Consider the following 25029-nt stretch of genomic DNA (forward strand, 5'->3'; position numbering starts at 1 on the left):
ACATCGTAGCGCCAATGGTAGTGTGGTTCGCCCATGTGAGAGTAGGTCATCGTCAGCTCTCTATTCTAGATAAAGCCCCCAACGCTCACGCGTTGGGGGCTTTTCTTTGTCTGAAATTTTATCTAACTATTATTTCTGTTCCTATATTCATAAAATGATAAACTCTTAAGTACTTTTCTTCAAAGGTAATACAACTCGATGCCGTCTAGTAAAATTTCCAAGTTAGATCTAATAAATAAATATTTATATAGATTTTTTATTAAGACTTTTATGCCAAGCTTTCTAGTAGACTTTAGTCATTTACTAGAAGATTTAACAGAGAATGAAAAGTCTTTTGCTAGAAAAATTGATCAAGCCTACCAATCACTTCAAGATACATCAAATCTGATACAGAGATTGGAAACTGAATTGGATTGGAAACTAAAACAAGTTCATAAACTTAAAGAAGAGCATGAACGGTATTCGAGTTTGGCGAAAGTTGAAGAGGATAAAGCTAGAGCACTTTTGAAACAGCTGGATATAAGTCTTAATAAAGGAAAAGTTTCTGAACGTTTTATTGCTTTCGCTATAAACATATTAGCTGGACTGATTATGTTTGTAATAGGTATTCTAGCAGGGCCATATGTTATAAGTTTCTTTGGTGTAACTTGAAATATTTAATATAATGTAAGAAAGGTACTTTTTATTCTTAGCTTTAGCCAGTAGTTTTTTATCTAAGCGAATACTAGATTAATAAGGAAGTATGCGTGTCAATTTGGTTGCTAGTTCTAATATCATTTTTGCATATTACTATTGGCGGGGCTTTTGCTTTTGGGTTTCTTTTTTATATGTGTGCGGAGGGAAGCCCACGCTTAACCAAAATTGAGAATAATGTTCTCTTTACCTTGTTGATTGGATATGCAGCTTCACTTGTAATCAGTGTTGGAATGGCTGTTTATTTTTACGTATTTACTACTAGCGATTTATCTTATTGGTGTTTTGCCATACCGTGGGGACTACTGATTCTACTGTTAGGTTATTGGGCATATATTTTAGCGAAATTTAACGCATTTTGAGGATACTGTTGGCATGTCTGGCCTGATTAATTACTTCTTAAAACAACTCACCTATCTCAGGTATCTCTTCAAAATCAAAACCTAACTGTTCATCTTTACGCTGTTTCATTTGTTCTATACGCAGCTTCCGTCCTGCGATAAGCCGTAGCACCTCGCGCTGCTGCTCTGTGGTCATGTCATGCCATCGCTGGCGCTCAGTTCGACTACGCAAGCAACCAAAGCAATAACCCTTCTTATTGCTTTGACAAAGACCAATACATGGGTTGGCAATCTCGAACAGCTCAAACTGTTGATTCATGACTCCTCCATAATGACTACCGTCATTCCTTTGACCTGCATAAAATCACTGTACAACATTATTATGTCGCAAATACTGACTAATAGTGTGCCATTTTATTGTTATTATTTCCGTCTAGCGGGTGCTATGCTTAGCTTTGATAGCCTTTATAAGATAATCATAACAAAATTAATAAGTGAGATGATACGTGAACTTGATTTATATCCATGGATTGGACAGTGATGCCAACTCGACCAAAGGGATGTTGTTAGAAAAATATTGCCAGCTTCATTATCCTGATATTAATGTGCTGCGTCCTGATTTAAATAAAACCCCTGCGCAAGTGTGTGAGCAACTACTGTCTTTAATCAAAGCGCTAAATGATACTGAAGATGGAAAATCAGCAGATAAACAGACTGAGTTATCAAATACGGTATTAATCGGTAGCTCGCTAGGTGGGTATTTTTCTACTTTGATAAGCAATCAGATAGGTTGCCCAGTTTTATTGCTCAACCCTAGCACTCAGCCCCATATCACTTTACAGCGTTTCTCTAATAGACCAGTATCAAGTCAAAATAACTTAAATGAGTCATCTACTAGCAAGGTCCTGCATACGACAGCAGGTGGCTGGAGTATTACTCCTGCTGATTTACAGTGGTTTGCAGATAATCAGCTGTTATCAGTAAATTATCCCGATAAAGTTGCTGTGCTGCTAAAAGAAAGCGACGAGCTGTTAAATTCTGAACTGTCTAGAGATTTTTATCAAAGTCATGGCGCATCGGTAACGGTTCAAGAAGGTGGCGATCATCGCTTCAGTGATTTTAATGATCAGCTACCGATGGTGATGAATATCTTACAGAATTTAGTACAAGCCTAAATAGACGACATTATATGACGTAAGCGATGGAGTATTAACGTTAACGTCGCTATTTTTCGTTATAATGGTTTAATAGAATTAAACGCACGCGAACAGTTAAGGATGCATTTGTGAGTCAATATAATGCGCAATCGTTAGAAGTTTTAGAAGGTCTTGAGCCAGTCCGTCGTCGTCCAGGTATGTATACCGATACCACGCGCCCGAATCATTTGGCGCAAGAGGTTATTGATAATTCAGTGGATGAAGCGTTAGCTGGTTATGCTAAAACCATCAAGGTGCAATTGCATAGTGATGGATCGTTGTCTGTCGAAGATGACGGACGCGGTATGCCAACTGATATTCACCCTGAGTTTGGTCAATCTGGTATTGAGCTGATATTAACTCGCTTACATGCAGGTGGAAAGTTCTCGACCTCTAATTATGAAGTATCAGGTGGTCTGCATGGCGTGGGTATCTCTGTCGTCAATGCGCTATCAACTCGCGTTGAGGTTACGGTATGGCGTGATAGCACACAGTTTGATATGGCATTTGAAAATGGTGCACCAGTTACGCCATTGACGGAAGCAGTCAGCTCAAATAAGCGTAAACGTGGCACTAGAGTACACTTTTGGGCGGATGGTAGTTTCTTTGATACGCCCAAATTTAATGTAAAACAGCTCAAGCATAATTTAAAAGCAAAGGCTGTTTTGGCCGCTGGACTGACGATTGAATTCACTGACGATATTAATGATGAAAAGGTCGTTTGGCAGTTTACGGATGGGGTAGTCGAGTATCTAAGCGAACAATTAGATGGTTTGGAAACATTACCTGAAGCACCGTTTTATTATAATTATGATGCGAAAGCAGGTGAACGAGCGGCTATTACCTTTGCCTTGTCTTGGTTGCCTGATGGTGGCACGCCGATTCAAGAAAGCTATGTGAACCTGATTCCCACAGCTCAGGGCGGTACGCACGTCAACGGACTGCGTACGGGCATCTTAGAAGCTCTGCGTGAGTTCTGTGATATTCATAATTTGCTACCACGTAGTGTGAAGCTAACTGCAGAAGATGCCTGGGACGGGGTTAACTATATACTGTCTCTGAAGTTCTCTGAGCCACAGTTTTCTGGACAGACCAAAGAACGTTTATCTAGCCGTGAAGCTGCAGGCGCTGTACAGACATTGGCAAAAGATGCTTTCAGTTTATGGTTAAACCAACATGCGGACATGGGTACGCAAATCGCTGAATTGGCAATTAATAAAGCTGGACGTCGTCTGAAATCTGCCAAAAAAGTCGCTCGTAAAAAGATTACTCAGGGACCCGCATTGCCTGGTAAATTGGCAGACTGCCGTGGTGACTTGCGTGATGGCGCTGAGTTGTTCTTAGTAGAGGGTGACTCTGCGGGTGGTAGTGCTAAGCAAGCAAGAGATCGTCATTATCAGGCAATCCTACCTCTGCGCGGCAAAATCCTAAATACATGGGAAGTATCATCAGATACGGTGCTATCAAGCCAAGAGATTCATGATATTGCCATTGCTATCGGTGTCGACCCTGCCTCTGATGATTTGTCTGAGCTGCGTTACGACAAGATATGTATCTTAGCGGATGCTGACTCTGATGGACTACACATTGCGACATTGATCTGCGCGCTGTTCGTAAAGCATTTCCCTGCGCTAGTAGATGCGGGTCATTTGTTTGTGGCCATGCCGCCATTATATCGAGTAGATGTGGGTAAAGAAGTTCATTATGCATTGGATGAGCCGGAGCTTGCACATATCTTGGCTAACGTACCGGGCAATAAAAAAGCTCAGATTACACGCTTTAAAGGGCTTGGTGAAATGAGCGCTGAGCAACTACGTGAGACGACGATGAGCCGTGATACACGCCGCTTAGTACAGTTAGATATGGATGACATGGTACTGACCAATAGTGTGATGGATATGCTACTGGCTAAGAAGCGTGCCTCTGATCGTAAGTCGTGGCTTGAGAGTAAAGGTGATTTGGCCGATATTTCTTAACACTTAGCAATAAGTTTAAAGAAGTAGGTGTACAGAATATCGAAATAGGTCATTACTTATATTTATGGTTAAACGATCTATCACATAATAAAAGCACGCAAAATTCAGCCTCGCCACAAAAGCTTAATGGTATTATGTCAGTACCTTTCATTATATTGTGCTGTCATGATACCGAAGATTTTTAACCGTTCTAAGTCTGTTACTTCTAAACCTGCGCGTTCCAAAGTACTCCCAAAACTTAGCAAGAAGCATTTGGGAGATAAGGTTCCTAAGCGTGGCAATAAGTTTGCGCCTGTTATTGCATCCGCGCTGTTAAAAGCAGCAGGTTGGCGTACGGTAGGCGAGATTCCAAATATCTCACAAGCTGTAGTGCTTGCTCTGCCCCATACTTCTAATGTGGATGGTATTTATGCGATTCCAAGTCTGTTTGCATTAGATATCAAAATCAGCATTATGGGCAAGCACACGCTATTTAAAGTACCTGTATTTGCCCAGTTGTTAAATTGGATAGGAGTTATTCCTATCGATCGTGGTAACAAAGGCTCTGTACTACAAGCCAGTATTGATAAGTTCAAAACTGGTGAACCATTATTTTTGGGATTATCACCAGAGGGGACACGGCAATATACTGAGTCGTGGAAGACAGGTTTTTATTATTTAGCGGTGGGTGCTGGTGTACCGATTTTGCCAGTAGCGATGGACTACAATACTAAAGAAATACGGTTTATGTCGCTGGTTTATCCTACAGGTGATATCGAAGCAGATTTGCCAAAAATATATTCTCAGTATAAAGGGGTGTTGCCAAGACACCTTGAGCGTTTGTCACAGCCACTACAAGACATCAATAATGCAGCTGAATAAGCTAAGTGGTATAAATATTAGTTCAATTAGTTAAGTTAACAGAACTGACTGTATTACGGGTACGCAGGCTAACAGTTACCTACAACTAAGTTCTGATAACTGATATTGAAAAAGCCCCTGATATGATGGTATCAGGGGCTTTTTTTAAGTAGTATTTGGATGTCTATCAGCTTAACAATTTAGAACTGTGGTTGGCCGTTAGAAGCGCTAACTCCGCCATCGACAGGTAGATTGACACCAGTTATCATGGAGGCATCATCGCTTGCTAAGAAAGTAATGGCAGCGGCGATATCCTCTGGGGTTGCCAAACGTCCAAGCGGACAGCGAGCTAAGAACTTATCTGTCTTAGACTCATTGTCTTGGATAGCCGTAGTCATATCGGTTTTGGTGACACTTGGATTAACCGCATTAACACGAACGCCATCTGAACCATGATCTAATGCTAATGTACGGGTTAAATTGGTTACACCCGCTTTAGCGGCATTGTAAGCAGCCATGTTCCAGTCTCCGCCAACACCTGAGAGCGATGAGATATTGACGATGTTGCCCTTTGATGCAATCAAGTGAGGCATAGCCGCTTGAGAGACGTAAAAAGTCCCATTTAGATTTACATCGATAGCAGAGCGCCAATCATCAGCAGATAATTCTGTGATTTTACCTTGGGTTGCCTTACCAGCATTGTTTACCAAGATATCAATTTTGCCGAATTTGTCGATAGCGCGCTCAACCATCTCTTGTACTTGGCTTTGGACACTGATATCGCATGTAATAATGAGATAATTGTCGGTGTGAATCCAAGTACGATCTTGTGGTAATTCTTTGGCAGTTTCTTCTAGTGTTGCTGCCGTACGTCCTACTAGAACCACGCTAGCGCCTTCCTCGGCAAAGCGAATGGCAGTTGCACGGCCAATACCAGAACCTGCACCCGTTACAACGACGGTCTTTTCTTTAAAACGCTTCATAATGCTTAATCCTTATTATTATATAATAGTCATTAAAAATTCGATGATTAAAAATTCAACGACTACGGTTTCGATACATACAACTAAGTACAGTTCGTCATCCATAAACTTGCACGCAAGCAATACTGCTTTGATATCATCATAACAAGTGATCGCTTTGAAAGCGACTGTCTCTGATAGTGCTTATGTAGCATAATTTTGCATCATTCAGATATTTGTAATACGCGATAATGATGTTGTTATTATTACGAGCTGGCATGTGCGATATTCACCATACGATAATAGAAGGTTGGAACTTGTGTCCCATTCGATTACTACTATGCCCGACTGGGGCTATCTGACGACCGAGCTAGTCAGTTATTTACAAGCAGATGCTATGGCGGTGACCTTGGCAGGCATGCACACAATTGAGCATGAATACAATGCTCAGTACATCGCTCGTCACTACCAATATCAGTTGCCACTTGGCAAGCTACAGCTGTTGGAGCTGACACTGTATTTACCCTATGATACAGAGTCAGTTGATATTGAGGCTGTACGCATAACTGCGGTCAAGTCAGCACTTACATGGTACAAGTCATTATCGTCTCAAGATGGAGACAATGCTTCAGCTGGTTATGAAGCTATGATTTTTGACATTCAGCTTGTCGGAGGGGGTAGTAGTCTCAATCAAGATGATAACGGTGACAGTGCAAACCATTCAAACAGTGCTCTACAACGACTTAAACACAATTTTGGGGTTCGTTACTTTTTAGAAGACTTAGTTGTCGACATGAGCGAAAGCATGCAGCAGCTGCAAGTCTTTAGCTGGGATGACTGGTACTCGATAGCAGCAGCGGTACGAACCCCATGTGAGTTATGGCGTTTCTTAGCTTATCATCTGGAGCAGCTACATCAATCGGCCGTAAACCATATCCCAAGTTTTGAATCGGAAGACGCTTTGGTTGAGCGTTTCTTACAAAGTCCAGATTTATTTGCTCCTGCTATTGTAGTTGATAATGCGCTCATCAAAAATGAAGTACAAGACGAACCTAACTCAGCACTGGTAGCTATCACACTTGCCTACAAAAACCAAAGTTCAACTGCGCAGATGTACCATCAGCATATGATACAAGCAGCCACGATATGGTCTCAGCTAAGTATGCAGATGATAGATACGTATGGTAAAAAGCACATAACTAACAGTGACGAACAGACAGAAACACCGCTAGCTCACTGGCAACAGCAACTGCTAGATGAGTCTTTGTTTTCACGTCACGAGCTTATCCGTACGCTATATAGACATCCTAAACAGAGCACAGCACTGCAAAAAGATGGCTATGTGGTACATCAACATTCTTATGAAAGTTTGGGACGACATTATGTACTGGTTTTTTATAGTCAGGAGTTAAAAGGACCTAATAGCAAAGCCGCAGTCCAACCAAAGCTAGCAAAGATCGCACAGGACGTTGCCACACGTTTGCCAATTATTGAGCTACATCATGTAGTCGTGCTTGGTATCGACTTTATCACTGAGAATAATGAGAATTTTTTCGATATTGATTTGTGGATTCAGCCAGTCGATGCGATGACTCAACGGGAGCGCCAACTTACTAAGCAAATGCAGAAGCTAAAACAACAAGAATTAGATAAACAGAATACGCCACCTGCTAGTAGCGTGGAAAGTGGTAAACCTACGAAGGCGCAAAAAGAAAAATTACCGCAAGTACAGATGAGTTTAACGATTCCAGCACGTAAAGATAAGCAGTAGATTGTAGCGTGAAATTGTTTGAATGACCTTTTATACTAAGAGCTTCGATAACAATAACCACAGATTTATTAATATACTTACTGACATAAAAAAAGACAGCCTAGGCTGTCTTTTTCGTATCTAAACTAAACAATCAAAAATACTTACTTATTGATATCGTCATTGAGACCGCTACCAGGAAGTATGTCATCACTGTTGTAGATGTCATTAGTATCAACACGTGGTGTATCAACTACATCGGTACGTAAATCAGTGGTAGGTGTGCTAGCAGCAGAGGGCGTGTTTTCACGAACTGAATCAGCAACCTTTTCTTGAGTTGATGAACTTGGCTGTAGCGCAGATTTTGCTTTCGCTTCAGTGCGTTCATGATCCATCTTATCCTGCATTTTACGTAAAAAGCGAGCTGCAGCTTCTTGACCACCAAGACCAAATGATAGGGCAAAGGCAACGGCTACCGCGCCTAGTGTTAGACCAAATGCTAGGTTAACGATTGAATCGGCAATACCCATCGCTTTTAGACCCATTGCTAATACTAGGCCCATGATTAATACACGTACGATGTTTGCTAGGAATTGTGAACCTTGCTCAGAACGTTCAACCACACCTGCAATGATATTGGCAAGCCAGAACCCGATGAATAGGATAATTGCGCCTAAGATGATGTTTGCACCGAATGCGATAAACATCGTGATAATAGCTGAGATAGGCTCGAAACCTAGTAAATCAGCGGCTGCAATAGCAGCAAATAGCATAGCAAAGAAGATAATCGCATAACCAACTAGGTCAGAAATTTTCTTATCACCCATGGTTTCTTGTAGACCAACTTTCGCAGGCAGTTGATTGATTTGAGTGTTCTCAATCAAACCTTTAATGATGTTGGCAACCATACGTACAACATAGAAAGTTACTACTAGGATAGCGACTGCCATAAAGATATTTGGCAAGGCTTCCATGATTTTGTTAAGCATATTGGTCGCAGGGCGAGCAATCACTTCGATTTTTAGTGCATTTAGAGCAGCAATAATGGTTGGAATAATAACCACTAAAAATGCTAATGAACCTGCAATATTAGGTAAGCTGTTTTGCTCACTTAAACCTGCTTTTGACGCCAATTCTTGTACATTAAAAGTAGAAACAAGGTTGGTTACGATGCCGCGTACGACTTTAGCAATGATATAACCAACGACGAAGACCACACCAGCAATCAAGATATTAGGGATAAAGCTAAAGATTTTGTCGACCATATTAGTCAGTGGAGCGAACAAACCATCAAGCTCTAATTGACCAAGTACCATGGTCAATACAACCAATAAGATGAACCAGTAAACCATATCAGCAATCGTGCTGCTCATTGGTTTTACGCCAGCTTGTGCACTTAAACGCTCATCCATAGAGGTCTTCGCAAGAGCTGCGTTGATCGCTGTGCGTGCAACAGTAGCCACGACCCAACCGATCACACCAAGTGCGATAGCGCCGATAAGATTAGGGATAAATGCCAATACTTGATTAACCATATTTGCGAATGGTGCTGAGATAGAGTTTAAGTTTAATTGGCTAAGTGCGCCTGAGATAGCAATGATGAAAATAAACCAGAAAACAATTTTGGAGATGATACCTTCAAGGTCGTAGGTCTTACCAGTTGAAGAGTTCATACGTTGATTGAGATTAACTTTAGAGAGTACGCCGCGTACCAGTGCTGCGATACCAAGGGCTACTAGCCAACCAATAACGAATATCAAAATAGCACCAATGATGGAACCGATAGGTCCACCAAGATAGCCGTTAAAAGATGTGTACATTGGGTTCATCTTATCCTCCTTGAAGCATCTTATATAACTCGCCAAAAACAATGTTCATACAGCGATTAGTGAGCAAGACATATAGATGGTTGTCATAAATAGTATTTTTAGAATCAGTTATATAGAGATGTTATCGTTTTTGAGCATAAATTATTATCAGCAGTATCTCTTATTTATATTACAGTGACTTCGCTATCGATATCTGCTTATTTTTGATAAAAATTAACGCTCGGTTACTTATCTCCTTAACTAATTCAGCTTAGCTGATGTATTGAGGGATTTAAAGACAGAAAGCTTTACCTGTTACTATATTTGTGTGATAACTTGTTATTATGATAGAAGATATTAACATAGACTATACATTGACCCGATAATTTCGTGCAAAGCGTGGTTCCCAAAACTAAGATTTGTTATTATAGAGGAATGTGACATCTCGCCACTATTCTTACAATTAGAGAGTACTTTATGAAAAAAATCACTACTTTAGGCGTTAGTGCACTTGCTAGCGCTATGTTGTTAGTAACAGGCTGTAGCACCAACAATGGCAATCAAGAAACAGCCGCTCAAAGCGTTTCCATTACTGAACAAAGCTCAGCTAGTGAAAAAGTAGGTTATAGCTTAGGTTTCATGATGGCAGAAGGCAATAAAGACGCTGTCAAAGATCTAGACCTAAATACTTTTGAAAAAGGCTTCCGTGATGGCTACGAAGGCAATGAATCAGCATTGACCCAAGAGCAAATGCAACAAGTATTGATGGACTATCAAAAAGAGCAAGAAGAGCAATTCGTTAAAGACATGGAAACCAAAGCGACAGAAAATAAAGCCGCTGGTACTGCATTCTTAGCAGAAAACGCCAAAAAAGAAGGCGTGAAGCAAACAGAGTCTGGTTTACAGTATAAAGTTATCAAAGCAGGTACTGGTAAATCGCCAAAAGCAACTGACGTGGTTGAAGTAAACTACGAAGGTAAATTGCTTGATGGTACAGTATTTGATAGCTCTTATGAGCGCGGTGAGCCAATCGAGTTCCCACTAAACCAAGTAATCGCTGGCTGGACTGAAGGTCTACAGTTGATGAAAGAAGGCGGAAAATACGAGTTCTATATCCCATCAGACATCGCGTATGGCGAAGCGGGTAACGCTGGTATCGAGCCAAACAGCACCCTTATCTTTACTGTTGAGCTATTAAAAGTAAAATAAGTATCTAAAGCAAATATTGTTTAATTTAGGTACTTAGCCTACAAAAAAGCCTTCATATAATTATGAAGGCTTTTTTACGACTAATATTTTACCTCAGATTGATATCGAGCTTACAAAGCAAATATCAAGTTGGCGATAAATTATAGATTCTTTTGAAAGACTTTAGAGTTACGGCCATTATGGTATTTCTCTAAACGTGCTTCAGGTAAAGCGCTGGCTTCAACTTCAGCGAAGCCTTGCTCGACGAACCAATGCGCGGTACGAGTGGTCAAAACAAATAGCTTGTACAAACCATGACTGCGCGCTTGCTGTTCTAGAAATGCTAGTAAATCTGCACCGCGACTACCACTACGATACTCAGGACGTACGGCAACACAGGCAACTTCTGCTGACTCTGAATCTAGCGTATGCAATGCTGCACAGCCCAAAATCATACCATCGCGCTCAATCACACTATAGTTGTCAATCTCTTGCTCCAAGCGCTCACGTGAGCGACTGACCAAGATGCCTTGCTCTTCTAAAGGTGACAGCAGTTCAATAAGACCAACCACGTCATCGATATTGGCACGGCGAATTTCTTCATAAGGGTCGTGGCTAATCAGCGTACCAGAACCATCACGTGTGAATAGCTCTTCTAATAATGCGCCGTTTTTGGCATACGAGATAATATGCGTGCGATGGACGCCTTGACGACAGGCCAAACTTGCACAGTTCAAGAAATAATTAATTTCACAATTTAAATCACGGTCACGTAAGAAGCGATCAACTTCATTAGGAATCATTTCACGTAATAAACGATCGTCATCGTTGATACCTGCTTCTTCGCCTAAGAATATAAGCTTGTCAGCACCCAGTGCTACGGCAGCGCTTAGGGCCACATCTTCGGCCAATAAGTTAAATACTTCGCCAGTTGCAGAGTAGCCCATCGAGCCTAGTACAACGATATGGTCATGAAGTAGATTGTTTTTGATGGCTTCCACATCGATAGAACGTACTTCACCCGTCATTTGGTAATCAATACCTTCACGGATACCGTATGGGCGAGCTGTCACGAAGTTACCCGATATCGCATCGATACGCGAACCATACATCGGAGAGTTGGCCAGCCCCATCGATAGCTGAGCTTCAATCTGTAAACGAATGGCACCAACGGCTTGTAAGATAGATGGCATCGCTGCACGTGGCGTAATACGGATATCTTGATGTAGCGGCGATTCAATGTTAGCGTCTTTTAAGTTCTTTTCGATTTGCGGTCGTGCCCCGTGTACTAGTACCAGCTTGATACCCAAGCTATGCAACAAGGCAAAATCATGAATAAGTGTGCTGAAGTTCGCATGATTGACCGCTTCACCACCAAACATGATCACGAAAGTTTTGCCGCGATGGGTATTAATGTAGGGTGCAGAGTTACGGAACCAATGGACGTATTCAGGGTTAATCTGGGGCATGGAGCTAGTAGTCATAATGGGAGCAGTAGTCGTTAGAATAAGAAAAGGGGCGCAGCAAAAAAATGCCTAACGCTAAAGATTTACCATAGCAAAAAACGCGGTTATGAGCTATCTTTTATTTCAGCTGTATTCAAGCATTCTTATTGCCAATCGCTGATATACACAACCTCAACACTGGGTTAATGTACGTACAAATGCTTTTTGTTATGCTAAGCGCTATTGCTTTACAGATGCTGAGCGAAGATAATCAGGTTAGATAAGTGAGTTCATGTGCTTCATAGATTGCATGAGCTATTTCACAGCAATATCTTATATACATCGTAATGCTTTTTATCTGTTGAACAAATTATAAAAATAACTTAAGTTGCACCATCTGTGTTTTACCGACATATCAACCAGGGATAATGAAAATCATGAAAAAAAGTAACCAGTTTGCTAGCCCGTTCAGTGCTTGGAGCGGCCACCGCTTATTTCACGTTGTTGCCGGTACGCTTATCGGTGCAATGGTAGTCACACAAGCTTCAGCGATGCTGCCAACACCAGAGCAAGCGGTTGATAGCTCGATGGCTATTCAGACAAATGTTAACAAGAGCAGCAACTCAAGTGCTCAGGCCGTTAATAGCAGAATCACAGCGTCATTGGTCAGCGTTGATGCCAATGGTCAAGAAGTACTCGTCCCTGTAGATACCAATACTCGTTTGCAGTCAGGCAATGTATTGGAGTATCAAGGATACTTTACCAATACCAATGCAGATCGCGTACGTAAAATGACCGTTACGATGAGCATTCCAGAGCAGGTAGAACTACTAAAAACGGTTGCTCCTGAATTCCCATATGGCAGTGTAGATGGCAATAACTTTGCTCGTATGCCATTACGTACCAAAGTAGATAATCAACTACAAGATGTCGCGCTTAAATACTATAAAGCGGTACGTTGGGACCTAGAAGGCGTAGGCCTAAATGATACCGTCGCTGTAAAATATCGCGCTCGTGTAAAATAGTCCTGAACTTTTGGATTAGAATTTAGCTAGCATTGATATAGTTGGCACTGAAAACTATCCATTTAGTACTGAAAGCTATCAATAAAAAAGCACCACAGTTTATAGCTGCGGTGCTTTTTTATGGTGTGTCAGGATGTTTGGTATTTTTGCTGATAAGTAAGTAAAAGTACTCAATTACAGCGTGGCATATTTGCTACTGGATTTCTCTTGAATAAGTTGTTTAATGGCATTGATTTGTGGCGTTGTAGCTTGGGCGCCTGCTTGTATTAGACTGCGCCGCTGCCTAGTATCTATCGAACTGTTACGACCGACATTGGGAGTAATAACAATATCTGCTCGATCTCGTTCGCTCTGATTTGATGCGGAGCGACTAGTAGTCAGGTTAGTAGCCATAATATTGGTTTCTAGAAAGCCCCAAAAGTCACTCAATGAGTTCATAGTCGGTATTTGATTGCTCGTATTATTGCTGCCTTGAGCTCCCGTCACATCTACAGCAATGACAATATCAGCACCCAAGTCATAGGCGCTATCTACTGGTACTAAACTGACCACACCGCCATCGACATATTTTTTACCGACCTTTTCAGGAATGCGCGGGGCAATAAAAATATTGGGCACGCTACAGGACGCTTGTACGGCAAGCCCAGCATCGCCAGTGGTAAAGACTGTTTTGTTCAGAGTGTGTTTTTCTGCTGCGATTGCCGCAAAAGCAATGGGGAAGTCTTCTATGGCTCGCGCATTCACTTTGCTATTAATAAAGTTTTTTAACTTAATACCTTCGATAAAACCTTGATTGGATAAAGTAAAGTCTGTGAGCTGGCTATCAGTAGTGGTCAGTGCCAATTGCTCAAGCTGTGCCGGCGTGTAACCACTGGCGTATAAGCTGCCAATCAAGCTACCCACACTCGTCCCGACTACCAATGTTGGTTTGATACCGTTTTCTTCTAGTGCCTTAATGACACCTACATGGGCAAACCCTTTCGCACCGCCACCACCCAACACCAGTGCGACAGTAGGGGCCTTAACAACAGGCTCTGGTGTGCCAGGAATAGTCGATGGCAACGTGTTACAGGCACTGAGATACAAACCGAGAATGGGTATTAAGCTCAACCTCAGTAGTTTTAGATTACGACGAATTAAGTTATGAAGCAACTGACGAGGCAAAATAGAAACAAGCATAGAAAAACACCTTATGAAATTGCCATAATTCAAAAAATCAGACATCAGTTATTGGTATGATGAGGAGAAGCGGTTTATCTATAGTAGATGGACTGTATAGATGCTATTTTACTAAATAGCCTAGCATAAGCAATTGTATTGTCAGCTATAATGAAATGAGTCGACGTCTTTATACGTACTATCGTTATCGCTATTCTGTGGTACAAGTCATCATGTGCAGCCTACTAAAAATGCTCGATTTAGCATACGAAAATTAAAAATAATATTGTTAGGATCTTTAATGCCAATATCGGAGAGTCGTGCCTCAGCCAACTCATTAGATCACCTTAGATCTGACATGCCGCTGTCAGCACTAGATATGCCAGTATCTGCGCTAGCAGGTGTGGGGGTAAAAGTCGCAGAGCAGTTGGCGCAGTTAAATATCAAGCGGATATTCGATTTGCTATTACATTTGCCTCGTGATTATGAGGATCGTAGTCGACTGGTATCAATCGCCGATGTAGAGCATGGACAGTCAGCGCTAATTACCGGTCATATCGTCCATGTCGATACCAAGCGCAGTGGGATGACTGTGACGGTGGATGATGATACGGGTACGATATCGTTGCGGTTTTTTAAGGTCTATCGCGGTCTGGTACAGACCATGAACTTGGGAACGCGCTTACAACTGTTTGGTGAGGTTAAAGTCAGCCGCTACGGTAAGCAGGTACATCATCCTGAATATCAAGTTATCACTGACAATACAGTCATGACCGATACGGGATTGCAGCCTATTTACCCTACTGTCAAAGGCTTACATCAAAACAAGCTGCGCACTTTAATTAAGCTGGCATTGCAAACGGTTCGGAGCCAAGGTCTGCCGATGACACTATTTACGGCTGAAGATTTTGCAGTTGTATCCGATTTGCCATTAGTGCCTTTTGAGCCATCTAAGTCAGCGGTGTCAGAGGCCGAATATACCGAAGATATTTTCTCAACGTTAGCACGCAGCGTGCCTGATAATGCGATTGGCAATAGCGTATACAAACCCAGTCCTTCTACCTATCAGGCAGATAATGACATACATAGCGTCGCGGCCAGTATTGCTCAGCACAATGTCTATAATTTAACGATATTTGAAGCATTGGTACTGCTGCATACGCCGCCTACTTATACCAGCGCGTCTCAGCAATACAAACTATTCACTCAACTTAGTGCTCGTACGCATGCTGCTTGCCAGCGCTTGATTGTTGAAGAATTGACTGCGCATCAGCTCAGTCTGCTATATCGTCGCCAACAGCTACATCAGCATAAATCGCCCAAATGTACTACCAATAGCCCTCTTGCTGACAAGCTGTTTTCTGCATTGCCTTTTGATTTAACGGGGGCGCAAAAAAGAGTGATGAAAGACATCACTGCGGATATGGCGACCTCAATTCCGATGCTACGACTGGTACAGGGTGATGTGGGTGCTGGCAAGACGTTGGTGGCAGCAGGGGCGGCAGGCTATGCGCTCGATAGTGGTTGGCAGGTCGCGGTAATGGCACCAACTGAGATTTTGGCAGAGCAGCATCTACTGAATTTTAAGCAATGGTTTGAACCATTGGGCATTGGTGTCGGTTGGCTCGCCGGTAAGCAAACGGCCAAACAGCGCCGCGAAGCTTTGGAAGCTGTCGCAGAAAATACCGTGCAAGTGGTGGTCGGTACTCATGCACTGTTTCAGGAGCAAGTTCAGTTCGCTAAGTTAGGTTTGGTTATCATTGATGAGCAGCATCGATTCGGTGTTGAGCAACGCATGGCATTGACCAATAAAGGCGTGGCTAACAGTACCCCGCATCAGCTAATAATGACCGCAACACCGATTCCAAGAACCTTAGCGATGAGTGTCTATGGCGATATGGATACCTCAATCATCGATGAATTGCCACCGGGGCGTACACCAATTACGACAGTAACCATCGATCGCAATCGACGCGATGAAGTAATAGAGCGTATCGCGATCAATTGCGAAGCGGGCAGGCAAGCGTACTGGGTATGCTCACTGGTAGAAGCGTCTAGTGTCTTGGATGCGCAGGCAGCCGAAGCCACTTATGAGGACTTAAATGAACGTCTAGATATTCGTATTGGACTGGTACATGGCAAGATGAAGTCTGCTGATAAGCAAGCCATCATGCAGGAGTTCAAAGCAGGTAATCTGGATTTGTTAATTGCGACGACTGTCATCGAGGTAGGGGTTGATGTGCCCAATGCATCGTTAATGGTTATCGAAAATGCGGAGCGTTTGGGACTCTCACAATTGCATCAGCTGCGCGGGCGAGTCGGACGTGGCTCGACCAAAAGTTTCTGTGTGCTGTTATATCAAAAACCGCTATCAGAGACAGGTACTGAGCGACTAAATGTCCTACGCGATAGTACTGATGGTTTTGTCATTGCTCAAAAAGACTTAGAGTTACGTGGGCCAGGAGAGCTGTTAGGCAAACGTCAAACAGGTAACGTTGGCTACTATTTGGCTGATCTGATCCGTGATGAGCAATTATTTGCCATTGCTCAGCGGTTAGCGAAGCATTTGATAGCAGACCCTACGCGAAAAGCAGATGTCAGTCAATTGATTCATCGCTGGATGCCTGAGGCAAGTCGCTATACCAATGCCTAGTAATCAGTGCTTAGTATCGGTATCGGCAAGTGGGTTTAATATGTCATCGAACCTAGCTCTGGATATAAACAAACAGTATGGCCACAACGTTAACATTCTTGATAGACGTTACTCCATCCATAGTCAGTCGTTGAATACATCAGAGATTCAGCGACTGGCTACACGCGCTCTTATTTCTTTAAATTGGTCGATATGCCTTGAATATTGCACAGATATTCGGTCTAAGTTTCAATTAAAATTATGAACGCTAGACACTATATATAAAAATAAGATGATGACTAAATATATGCTATTCTCGATAATTTGATGGACTATTATAATAATAAACAGTGCTTTAGAGAACATCGTAATACTCTCTGTAAGCAACGCTCATAGCCCTATATCAGGCTGTCCAAAAATTGCTTCGATTGCGTGCCACTTTTTATTATTGCTGTGACTGATTGATATTTTTAGTCATTCCATATCGAGTATTTCAATATTGACTGTACCTACAGAGAGTTATCATGAGCGATTTTGAAGAAACCCATTCTAAGCCGTCAGCTGAATCTGAGTTGCCGCCGTATCGTCAAACTGACACTGTATCTAAAAGGCCATCTGCGAAACCACCAATATGGTTGTGGCCCGTATTAGCAGCCGTGCTAGTGATTGGAGTACTGCTTGGCAAATATTGGGGCAATGATAGTAATGCAGCTACAGATGAGTCAGCAACTTCTAATTCTGTCGCAAACGATCAGGTAACTGGTAGTGATGCCAGTATTGAGCAATCAGTACTCTCAATAGAAACAGTCAGTCCAAGCCAAGATGATATCGGTAGCACGCTCAGTGCCGATGGAACCATCAATGCTAAAGACACTGCGAACGTCAGTGCAAAAGTCAATGGTGTGGCTATTGAGCGTATCTTGGTCGAAGAAGGCGACCGCGTCAGAGTGGGTCAAGTTTTAGCGGTGTTCGATACTGATGCCATGGAGCAGCAAGTGCTACAAGCGCAAGCAGATGTCGCAGAAGCGGAAGCCACCCTTGCCAATGCTAGCGCTGATGCTGCACGTGTGCTGCCATTGATCGATATCGATGCCATCAGCAAACAAGAAGCCGATCGCTATCGTACCTCGGAAGTCCGTGCCAGAGCCTCTTTGCAAGCATCCAAAGCCCGTTTGAGCAATCAGCGTTTGACGTTAGAGAATGCAAAAGTCGTCGCTCCTGTCAGCGGTATTATCAGTGAAAAGATGGTAGAGGTTGGTCAAGTGGCAGGCGGGGATCCGCTATTTACGATTATTAAAGGCGGCATTTTGGAATGGCGAGCAGATATAGATCCTAAGCTTGTCGGTGATATAAACGTCGGTACGCCTGTACAAGTCAGTCTGCCGGGTGGTGATACAGTGATGGGGCAAGTAAACCGCATCGCACCAACCGCAGACAACAACCGTCAAATTACGATTTATGCCAGCCTAGCTGCCAACTCAAAGATACGTGCAGGCATGTATCAAACAGGTGAGTTCCTATTGGGAAGTACTAGTACGCAAACGATTCCTAATAGCGCCGTGGTTAGCAATGATGGTTATGATTATGTGATGCTCGTTACCGAATCGACTACTCGAGATGATCGATCCATGGGGCGTATCAAGCAGCAGCGAGTCACGTTAGGTGAGCGATTGGGCGAGAGCGTAGCAGTGCTAGAGCCTTTGCCAAGTGACAGTCGTATCGTAAAACAGGGCGGCAGCTTCTTAAATGATGGTGACCTAGTACGTGTTGTTAATGGTGTAACCCAAACCAGTAAGCCAGTGCAGGCACAGCCATGAGCTTAAACGTCTCCGCTTATTCGATAAAGAACCCGCTCGTCGCTATCTTGCTATTTGTGCTGCTGACGTTAGGCGGCATTTACGGTTTCATGAAAATGAAAGTCCAGCAGTTTCCGGACATAGATTTGCCAGCGGTGGTAGTCACGGTAACGCTACCGGGTGCTGCGCCCTCACAGCTCGAAAACGATATCGCCAAAAAGATTGAAAATAAACTGACCAGTATCGAGGGCGTGAGTCATATTCGCACCACGTTACAGACGGGCGCGGCGACCATTGCCACTGAATTTACCTTAGAAAAAGACATTCAAGAAGCGGTAGACGATGTGCGGTCAGCAGTCGGCGAAGTACGTGGTGATCTACCAGCTGCGGCTAATGATCCTATTATTACCAAAGTATCTACTGCTGGGTTTCCAGTGGTTACTTACTCTGTCGCTGCTGAGAATATGAGCGTGGAGGATCTATCTTGGTTTGTCGATGATACCGTTACCAAACGGCTATCTGACATACCAGGCGTTAGTACCGTGAGCCGTGTTGGCGGGTTGCAGCGTGAAATCACGGTTGCTGCTGACCCAATTGCGTTAAGTGGTCTGAAGTTTTCTATTTCACAATTATCGCAGCAAATCGCTGGTATCCAGCAGGACAGCTCTGGCGGGGAGGCAGAAGTTGGCAATACGACTCAGACCATCCGTGTTCTCGGCGCTGTTGAGCGAGCAAATGAGCTAAACGATTTACAAGTGGCGGTCCCTACGGGGGGTACACAAGCTTTAGGTCGTATGGCAAAAATCACTGACGGCGCAGCAGATCCAAGCTCGATTGCTAAGCTGGACGGTCAAACAGTGGTGGCATTTAACATCACTAGATCGCGTGGGGCCAGTGAGGTCGACGTGATGGGGCTGGTCGATGAGGAGCTTGCCAAGCTGACCGCTGATGTCGGTAATATCAGTATCGAAAAGGTCTATGATCGAGCCACACCCATTGCAGAAGACTATGAAGCCTCGTTAAGAATGCTCATCGAAGGAGGGCTGTTGGCTGTAGTGGTAGTCTTCCTGTTTTTGCGCAATATTCGAGCGACTATCGTTGCCGCAGTCGCTTTACCGCTGTCAGTCATTCCAACCTTTTTGGGTATGTATCTGTTTGGCTTTAGTCTTAATATCATCTCACTACTGGCACTATCACTAGTTATTGGGGTGCTGGTCGATGATGCAATCGTTGAAGTCGAAAACATCATACGCCATCTACGTATGGGTAAAACGCCTTATGAAGCGGCGATGGAAGCCGCTGATGAAATTGGTCTGGCCGTTGTCGCCACCACTTTTACGTTGATTGCGGTGTTTTTACCAACAGCCTTTATGGGCGGTATCGTTGGACAGTTTTTCCGTCAGTTTGGTTGGACAGCTGCCTTATCAATTTTTGCCTCGCTGATGGTGGCGCGCCTGATTACCCCTATGATGGCAGCTTATATCTTACGACCTGAGAAAAAGCACGTCGAAAAACAAAGCGCGATGATGAAGTACTATCTTAAGATTGTGTCTTGGACTCTACATCATCGCTGGATAACCATGGGTGCAACACTTGTTTTATTTGTGGCATCGCTAGCTCTGGTTAAGCTGCTACCCACGTCGTTTATCCCTGATAATGATATCAATCAAACTCGAGTGGCTATTGAGCTGACACCTGACGTATCGTTGGCAGATACTGAGCGCGTGGCAGCGCTAGCAAGTGCTCGTATTTTGGCCATGCCTGAGGTGACCAATATCTTTACCTCAGTGGGAGAGGCACAGGCGTCGATGGGTGCGTCGGATGGCGGCGGCGGTAAGGCTGAAAACATCGCTGGCTTGGATATTGTGCTTGCTCCGCGTGCAGAACGAGGCACCAAGCAAGAGATAGAGCGCAAAATTAGCAAGCTGATGACAGAAGTGCCAGGAGCACGGTTTACAGTCGGGCTATCGAGTGGTGGTGAAAGTGGCTATAACTTTTCATTAACCAGTACCAACCCGCAATTGCTTGAACAAACTGCACAAAAAATCATGTCTGAGATTCGGGGGCTACCAAGTGCAGGCGCTGTGACCAGTGATCGAAGTCTACCACGCCAAGAGCTAACGGTAACGCCAGATAGGTTGGCAATGGCGGATAAAGGGGTCACGACGCAAGATATCGCTACGACTTTACGTGTGGCGACCGTAGGCGACTACGAACAGCAATTGTCCAAGCTCAATCTTGATACGCGTCAAGTACCAATCGTCGTACGTCTACCTGATGTGGCTAAGCAAAATGTTAGCCAGCTAGAAGGTTTGTACGTGCCGAGTACTATGCCTGCAGGTCAAGGCGTGCGCGTCGGTGAGGTTGCTACGCTAGACTTTGGCACTGGGCCTGCGCAGATTAGCAGACTGGATCGAGAGCGTGCTATTAGTATCACAGTACAACCTGCGAGTGGCGAGCTTGGCGATTTGGTACAAGCGGTCAAAGCAGTGCCGACCATGCAACAATTGCCGCCTTCGATTACCATCATCGATCAAGGCCAAGCCGAAAACATGGCCGACCTCTTTAGTGGCTTTATCATTGCGATGTCCGTCGGTGTAGTTTGTATTTTAGGCGTACTGATTTTACTTTTTGGTCGTTTGTTGCAGCCTTTTACCATTCTGATGGCGCTACCTCTGTCGATCGGTGGGGCGTTTGTTGGCTTGGTTATTACCAATAGCAGCTTATCGATGCCTTCGATGATTGGCTTTATTATGCTCATGGGTATTGCGACCAAAAACTCAATCCTGCTGGTCGATTATGCGTTGATTGCCCAGCGACGTGGGTTGGCACGCTTTGAAGCTATCGTAGATGCATGTCGTAAGCGTGCACGGCCTATTATCATGACAACTATTGCGATGGGCGCAGGTATGTTGCCTCTAGTATTTGGTTGGGGTGATGCAGATCCTACCTTTAGGCGACCGATGGCAGCAGCGGTATTGGGTGGTCTGGTAACCTCTACGCTATTGAGCTTGGTTGTTATTCCTGTCGTCTATACCTTGATGGATGACCTATCAGGATGGTTTGCTAAATGGTTAGCTCCACATGGCAAACCTAGTGACCTCTAATAGTCACTTCTTATAGAGAGCCAAATAGCTAACCCAATAGTGAGCCAAGACACGATACAATAATAGCAGTCTGGAAAATGATGCATGATTAACACGCTCTCAATTAGGTCATACACTCGCCAGACTCGAGGGCATTCTCATGACTTTCATCAGATTGTTTTGCCTTTGCGAGGGGCAATCAATATCGAAGTTGGGAGCTATACTGGAAAAGTTATCCCGAGCGAATGTGTTGTGGTCAAGGTAAATGAAAAGCACTACTTTAGCGCTGAGGAGAATGCAAAGTTTATCGTTGTGGATACAGATCTATTACCAGAAAATGTGCTTCATTCATCACAAATTGTTTTTTCTATAAGTTCGCCATTGTTGGCATTTTTGGAGTTTTCAGAAAGTCAGTTAAGGTATCAAATCAATCCTGAAGTTGAGAAGTTGATGTTTGATACCTTTTATAAACTCTTAGAACAACAAAATCTATTTGTGCAATATGACGCTCGAATTAGAGAAGTCGTCGCATATATTCACCACAATTTTTCTAAAAACCTTTCTATCGAAGTGTTGGCGGATATCTCTTGTCTCAGTGCTACGCAGTTCAAAAAGAACTTCAAATTGCAAACAAACCAAACCGTCACTGAGTACATCACAAGGATCAGAATGCAAAAGGCGCAAGCTTTGTTACTGCATACTGATTCACCTATCGCTATCATAGCCGAACTGGTTGGTTATACGGATGTTAGTGCTTTTAGCCGCCGCTTTTCTAAATATTTTGGTATTGCCCCTTCCAAATTAAAACACGTCTAACCAAACATGCAAACCGTCTAATCTGCACAAATATCAGTCTATAAATCTCTATAATAATGTTATTCATTATAACGTTAGAGGTAGCTACTATGCTGCAGAATAAATCTAATCTAAGTGCTATTTTATGTGTGATAGCTGCCAGTGTACTTTGGGGAACGACAGGTACAGCCTCTGCTTCTATACCCGACGTTAGTCCATTAGCCGTTGGTGCGTTTTCTATGGGGGTAGGTGGTGTATTGCTAGTACTGAATGCTAAGAATAATTTATTAAGCGATAGACAGAAACTACTTTCTAAACCCAGTCTCTTATTCATCGGTAGCCTATGCGTTGCTATCTATCCTTTAGCTTTTTATTCCTCTATGAGATTGGCTGGTGTCGCTATTGGTACAGTGATCTCAATTGCTAGCGCACCATTTTTCACTGTTATCATGGAGCGTCTGATTAGCAATAAAAGATTCACTAGTCGATGGGTGGTAAGTTTTATATTTGGTGTGGTTGGCGTCATTTTGCTGACTTTAGGGAAAACTCAATATTTAGATATAAACGCACAAGCAAATAGTCAGATATTAGGCGTGTTGTTAGGGTTAGTTGCAGGACTGACCTATGCCACATACTCATGGTCAGCACGTCAGATGATAGAGAACGGGGTAAACTCGAAATCAGCGATGGCCAGTATGTTTGGTCTGTCGGCAATCTTATTGTTGCCATCATTATTATTAACAGGGGAAAACCTGTTTTTAGATGCAAAACATATAAGCGTTGCCCTATATCTGGCAATTGCGCCGATGTTCTTTGGTTATTTACTTTTTGGTCAAGCGTTGAGAGAGATCGAGGCGAGCAAAGCGACACTTATCACATTGTTAGAACCTATCGTGGCCACTATATTGGCTATCATTATAATCGGTGAAACATTCTCTCCTATCGGCTGGCTAGGAATGTCACTCATGATAATCTGTCTCTTATTGCAGGTAATGAAGACGCCAAAACTGATAAGGTATCGAAGAAGACATGCACTATATAAGTAACCAAGCAATATTTCTGACGATAAGCAGTATTTTTGATGAGTTACTGCCTGCTAAGTATGACTCTTTGTATGACGTTAGTCTAAAACTGGTAAGTTGAATGGATTAGTTGGGACAGTCTTTGCTATAGTCTGTCCAACCAAATTAATTGAAGAAATTGTTTATCTCTTATAGCACTATTTTAATTTTACTAATAGATAAGTAGCTACTAGAGCTATAAACCAATCTTTAAAAAAACTAGAAAATAAGGAATAACTATGATTAACGCATATGCAGCAAAAGAGAAAGGTGGCAAATTTGAGCCTTATGAATATGACCCAGGTGCTCTAGGCGATCACGAAGTAGAAATCGAAGTACATAGCTGCGGTATCTGCCACAGTGATTTATCGATGTGGCAAAACGAATGGGGTATGACTCAATATCCGTTTGTCGGTGGGCATGAGGTTGCAGGTAAAGTCCTTAATAAGGGCAAGCACGTCAAGCATCTAGAATTGGGCGATAAAGTCGGACTTGGCTGGCATAAAGGATACTGTAACGTTTGTGATCTATGCATCGATGGGGATCATAACTTATGCCCTGAGCAAGAAGGTACGATCATTGGTAATCATGGCGGCTTTGCAGATAAAGTACGCGCAAAAGATACTAGCGTCATCAAGATACCTGAAGGGCTTGATTTTAACGCGGTAGGACCACTGTTATGTGGCGGTGTCACAGTGTTTAACCCACTTATGCAGTACGACATCAAACCAACTTCTAGAGTGGCTGTAATTGGTATTGGTGGCTTGGGTCATTTGGCATTGCAATTTGCCAACGCGTGGGGCTGTGAAGTGACGGCATTTACCAGTGAATCAAAAATGGAAGAAGCAAAAGAGATGGGCGCTCACCATTCACTAAACTCAAGAGACGATAGCGAAATTGAAAAAGCCGCAGGTTCTTTTGATTTAATCATCTCAACAGTGAACGTTGATATGAACTGGGATGTCGTGATCAAGACGCTAAGACCAAAAGGTAAGCTGCATTTTGTTGGACTGCTAGAAGCACCACTAGAGATATCGGCTGCACCAATGATTATGGCTCAAAACAGTCTATCAGGCTCACCAGTTGGCTCACCAGCGACGCTACGTAAAATGCTAGATTTTGCTGCTCGCCATAATATTCAGCCAGTCACTGAAACATACAAAATGTCTGAGATTAATGAAGCGTTTGAGCGATTAGAGAGTGGCAATGCTCGCTATAGAGTGGTGCTAGAGAGAGACTAAACGTCGTTACAGGCAACTAAATGTAGCCACCAAATA

The 25029-nt window shown here is 43.2% G+C and carries 18 protein-coding genes; 13 read left to right on the forward strand and 5 right to left on the reverse strand.

Features of this window, described 5'->3' with window-relative positions; all coding sequences use genetic code 11:
- The first annotated feature begins 198 nt into the window (after window positions 1–198).
- Entirely contained in the window at window positions 199–651 is a 453-nt protein-coding gene (locus ACHEVO_RS11390) for a hypothetical protein (protein WP_394125002.1), read from the forward strand.
- Window positions 652–1092: 441 nt separating this feature from the next.
- Here ACHEVO_RS11390 and ACHEVO_RS11395 read toward each other — a convergent pair whose 3' ends face one another.
- On the reverse strand, window positions 1093–1353 hold the full coding sequence (locus ACHEVO_RS11395) for a DUF1289 domain-containing protein (protein ID WP_394125003.1): 261 nt from the start codon (window positions 1351–1353) through the stop codon (window positions 1093–1095).
- A gap of 187 nt (window positions 1354–1540) precedes the next feature.
- Here ACHEVO_RS11395 and ACHEVO_RS11400 point away from each other — a divergent pair, with 187 nt between their 5' ends.
- The 3 genes from ACHEVO_RS11400 to ACHEVO_RS11410 all read left to right on the forward strand — a co-directional run bounded on the left by ACHEVO_RS11400 (window position 1541) and on the right by ACHEVO_RS11410 (window position 5067).
- On the forward strand, window positions 1541–2209 hold the full coding sequence (locus tag ACHEVO_RS11400; protein ID WP_394125004.1) for a YqiA/YcfP family alpha/beta fold hydrolase: 669 nt from the start codon (window positions 1541–1543) through the stop codon (window positions 2207–2209).
- Window positions 2210–2319: 110 nt separating this feature from the next.
- Window positions 2320–4206, forward strand: coding sequence for a DNA topoisomerase IV subunit B (gene parE, locus ACHEVO_RS11405; protein WP_394125005.1), 1887 nt, complete (start codon window positions 2320–2322; stop codon window positions 4204–4206).
- A gap of 165 nt (window positions 4207–4371) precedes the next feature.
- Window positions 4372–5067: a lysophospholipid acyltransferase family protein gene (locus ACHEVO_RS11410; RefSeq protein ID WP_341610393.1), complete on the forward strand. Its 696-nt coding sequence runs from the start codon at window positions 4372–4374 to the stop codon at window positions 5065–5067.
- A 179-nt stretch (window positions 5068–5246) separates the two neighbouring features.
- On the opposite strand, the gene ACHEVO_RS11415 is transcribed toward ACHEVO_RS11410, so the two are convergent.
- The gene (locus tag ACHEVO_RS11415) at window positions 5247–6029 is read right to left on the reverse strand and encodes an SDR family NAD(P)-dependent oxidoreductase (RefSeq protein WP_057762139.1); all 783 of its coding nucleotides are present in this window, start codon (window positions 6027–6029) and stop codon (window positions 5247–5249) included.
- 298 nt (window positions 6030–6327) lie between these two features.
- Here ACHEVO_RS11415 and ACHEVO_RS11420 point away from each other — a divergent pair, with 298 nt between their 5' ends.
- A complete protein-coding gene (locus ACHEVO_RS11420) occupies window positions 6328–7779 on the forward strand; it encodes a hypothetical protein (RefSeq protein WP_394125006.1) in 1452 nt (483 codons plus the stop codon).
- A 143-nt stretch (window positions 7780–7922) separates the two neighbouring features.
- Here ACHEVO_RS11420 and ACHEVO_RS11425 read toward each other — a convergent pair whose 3' ends face one another.
- On the reverse strand, window positions 7923–9587 hold the full coding sequence (locus tag ACHEVO_RS11425; protein ID WP_394125007.1) for a mechanosensitive ion channel: 1665 nt from the start codon (window positions 9585–9587) through the stop codon (window positions 7923–7925).
- Window positions 9588–10043: 456 nt separating this feature from the next.
- Between ACHEVO_RS11425 and ACHEVO_RS11430 the strand changes: the two genes are divergently transcribed.
- On the forward strand, window positions 10044–10775 hold the full coding sequence (locus ACHEVO_RS11430; RefSeq protein WP_057762133.1) for an FKBP-type peptidyl-prolyl cis-trans isomerase: 732 nt from the start codon (window positions 10044–10046) through the stop codon (window positions 10773–10775).
- Between the two features lie 140 nt (window positions 10776–10915).
- Here the strand turns inward: ACHEVO_RS11430 and argA are convergent, their stop codons facing one another.
- Window positions 10916–12238 (reverse strand): amino-acid N-acetyltransferase, encoded by a 1323-nt coding sequence (gene argA, locus ACHEVO_RS11435; protein ID WP_057762129.1) that lies wholly within the window; start codon window positions 12236–12238, stop codon window positions 10916–10918.
- A gap of 398 nt (window positions 12239–12636) precedes the next feature.
- On the opposite strand from argA, the gene ACHEVO_RS11440 reads away from it, so the two are divergent.
- Window positions 12637–13224 carry a hypothetical protein gene (locus ACHEVO_RS11440; protein ID WP_394125008.1) on the forward strand — a complete coding sequence of 196 codons (588 nt, stop codon included), beginning with the start codon at window positions 12637–12639 and terminating at the stop codon, window positions 13222–13224.
- A 174-nt stretch (window positions 13225–13398) separates the two neighbouring features.
- Here the strand turns inward: ACHEVO_RS11440 and ACHEVO_RS11445 are convergent, their stop codons facing one another.
- Window positions 13399–14403 (reverse strand): patatin-like phospholipase family protein, encoded by a 1005-nt coding sequence (locus tag ACHEVO_RS11445; protein WP_394125009.1) that lies wholly within the window; start codon window positions 14401–14403, stop codon window positions 13399–13401.
- 280 nt (window positions 14404–14683) lie between these two features.
- Here ACHEVO_RS11445 and recG point away from each other — a divergent pair, with 280 nt between their 5' ends.
- The 6 genes from recG to ahr all read left to right on the forward strand — a co-directional run bounded on the left by recG (window position 14684) and on the right by ahr (window position 24993).
- Complete coding sequence (gene recG / locus ACHEVO_RS11450; protein ID WP_394125010.1) at window positions 14684–17035, forward strand: ATP-dependent DNA helicase RecG; 2352 nt, start codon at window positions 14684–14686, stop codon at window positions 17033–17035.
- Window positions 17036–17538: 503 nt separating this feature from the next.
- Window positions 17539–18831 (forward strand): efflux RND transporter periplasmic adaptor subunit, encoded by a 1293-nt coding sequence (locus tag ACHEVO_RS11455; RefSeq protein ID WP_394125011.1) that lies wholly within the window; start codon window positions 17539–17541, stop codon window positions 18829–18831.
- Window positions 18828–21917: an efflux RND transporter permease subunit gene (locus ACHEVO_RS11460; RefSeq protein ID WP_394125012.1), complete on the forward strand. Its 3090-nt coding sequence runs from the start codon at window positions 18828–18830 to the stop codon at window positions 21915–21917. The genes ACHEVO_RS11455 and ACHEVO_RS11460 overlap by 4 nt, the downstream gene beginning before the upstream one ends.
- A gap of 84 nt (window positions 21918–22001) precedes the next feature.
- Entirely contained in the window at window positions 22002–22712 is a 711-nt protein-coding gene (locus tag ACHEVO_RS11465; protein WP_394125013.1) for an AraC family transcriptional regulator, read from the forward strand.
- Between the two features lie 89 nt (window positions 22713–22801).
- Entirely contained in the window at window positions 22802–23737 is a 936-nt protein-coding gene (locus ACHEVO_RS11470) for a DMT family transporter (RefSeq protein ID WP_394125014.1), read from the forward strand.
- A 254-nt stretch (window positions 23738–23991) separates the two neighbouring features.
- Window positions 23992–24993 (forward strand): NADPH-dependent aldehyde reductase Ahr, encoded by a 1002-nt coding sequence (ahr, locus tag ACHEVO_RS11475; protein WP_394125015.1) that lies wholly within the window; start codon window positions 23992–23994, stop codon window positions 24991–24993.
- Window positions 24994–25029 lie beyond the last annotated feature (36 nt).

Origin of the sequence: Psychrobacter nivimaris (assembly GCF_043419765.1) — a bacterium.
Taxonomy (GTDB): domain Bacteria; phylum Pseudomonadota; class Gammaproteobacteria; order Pseudomonadales; family Moraxellaceae; genus Psychrobacter.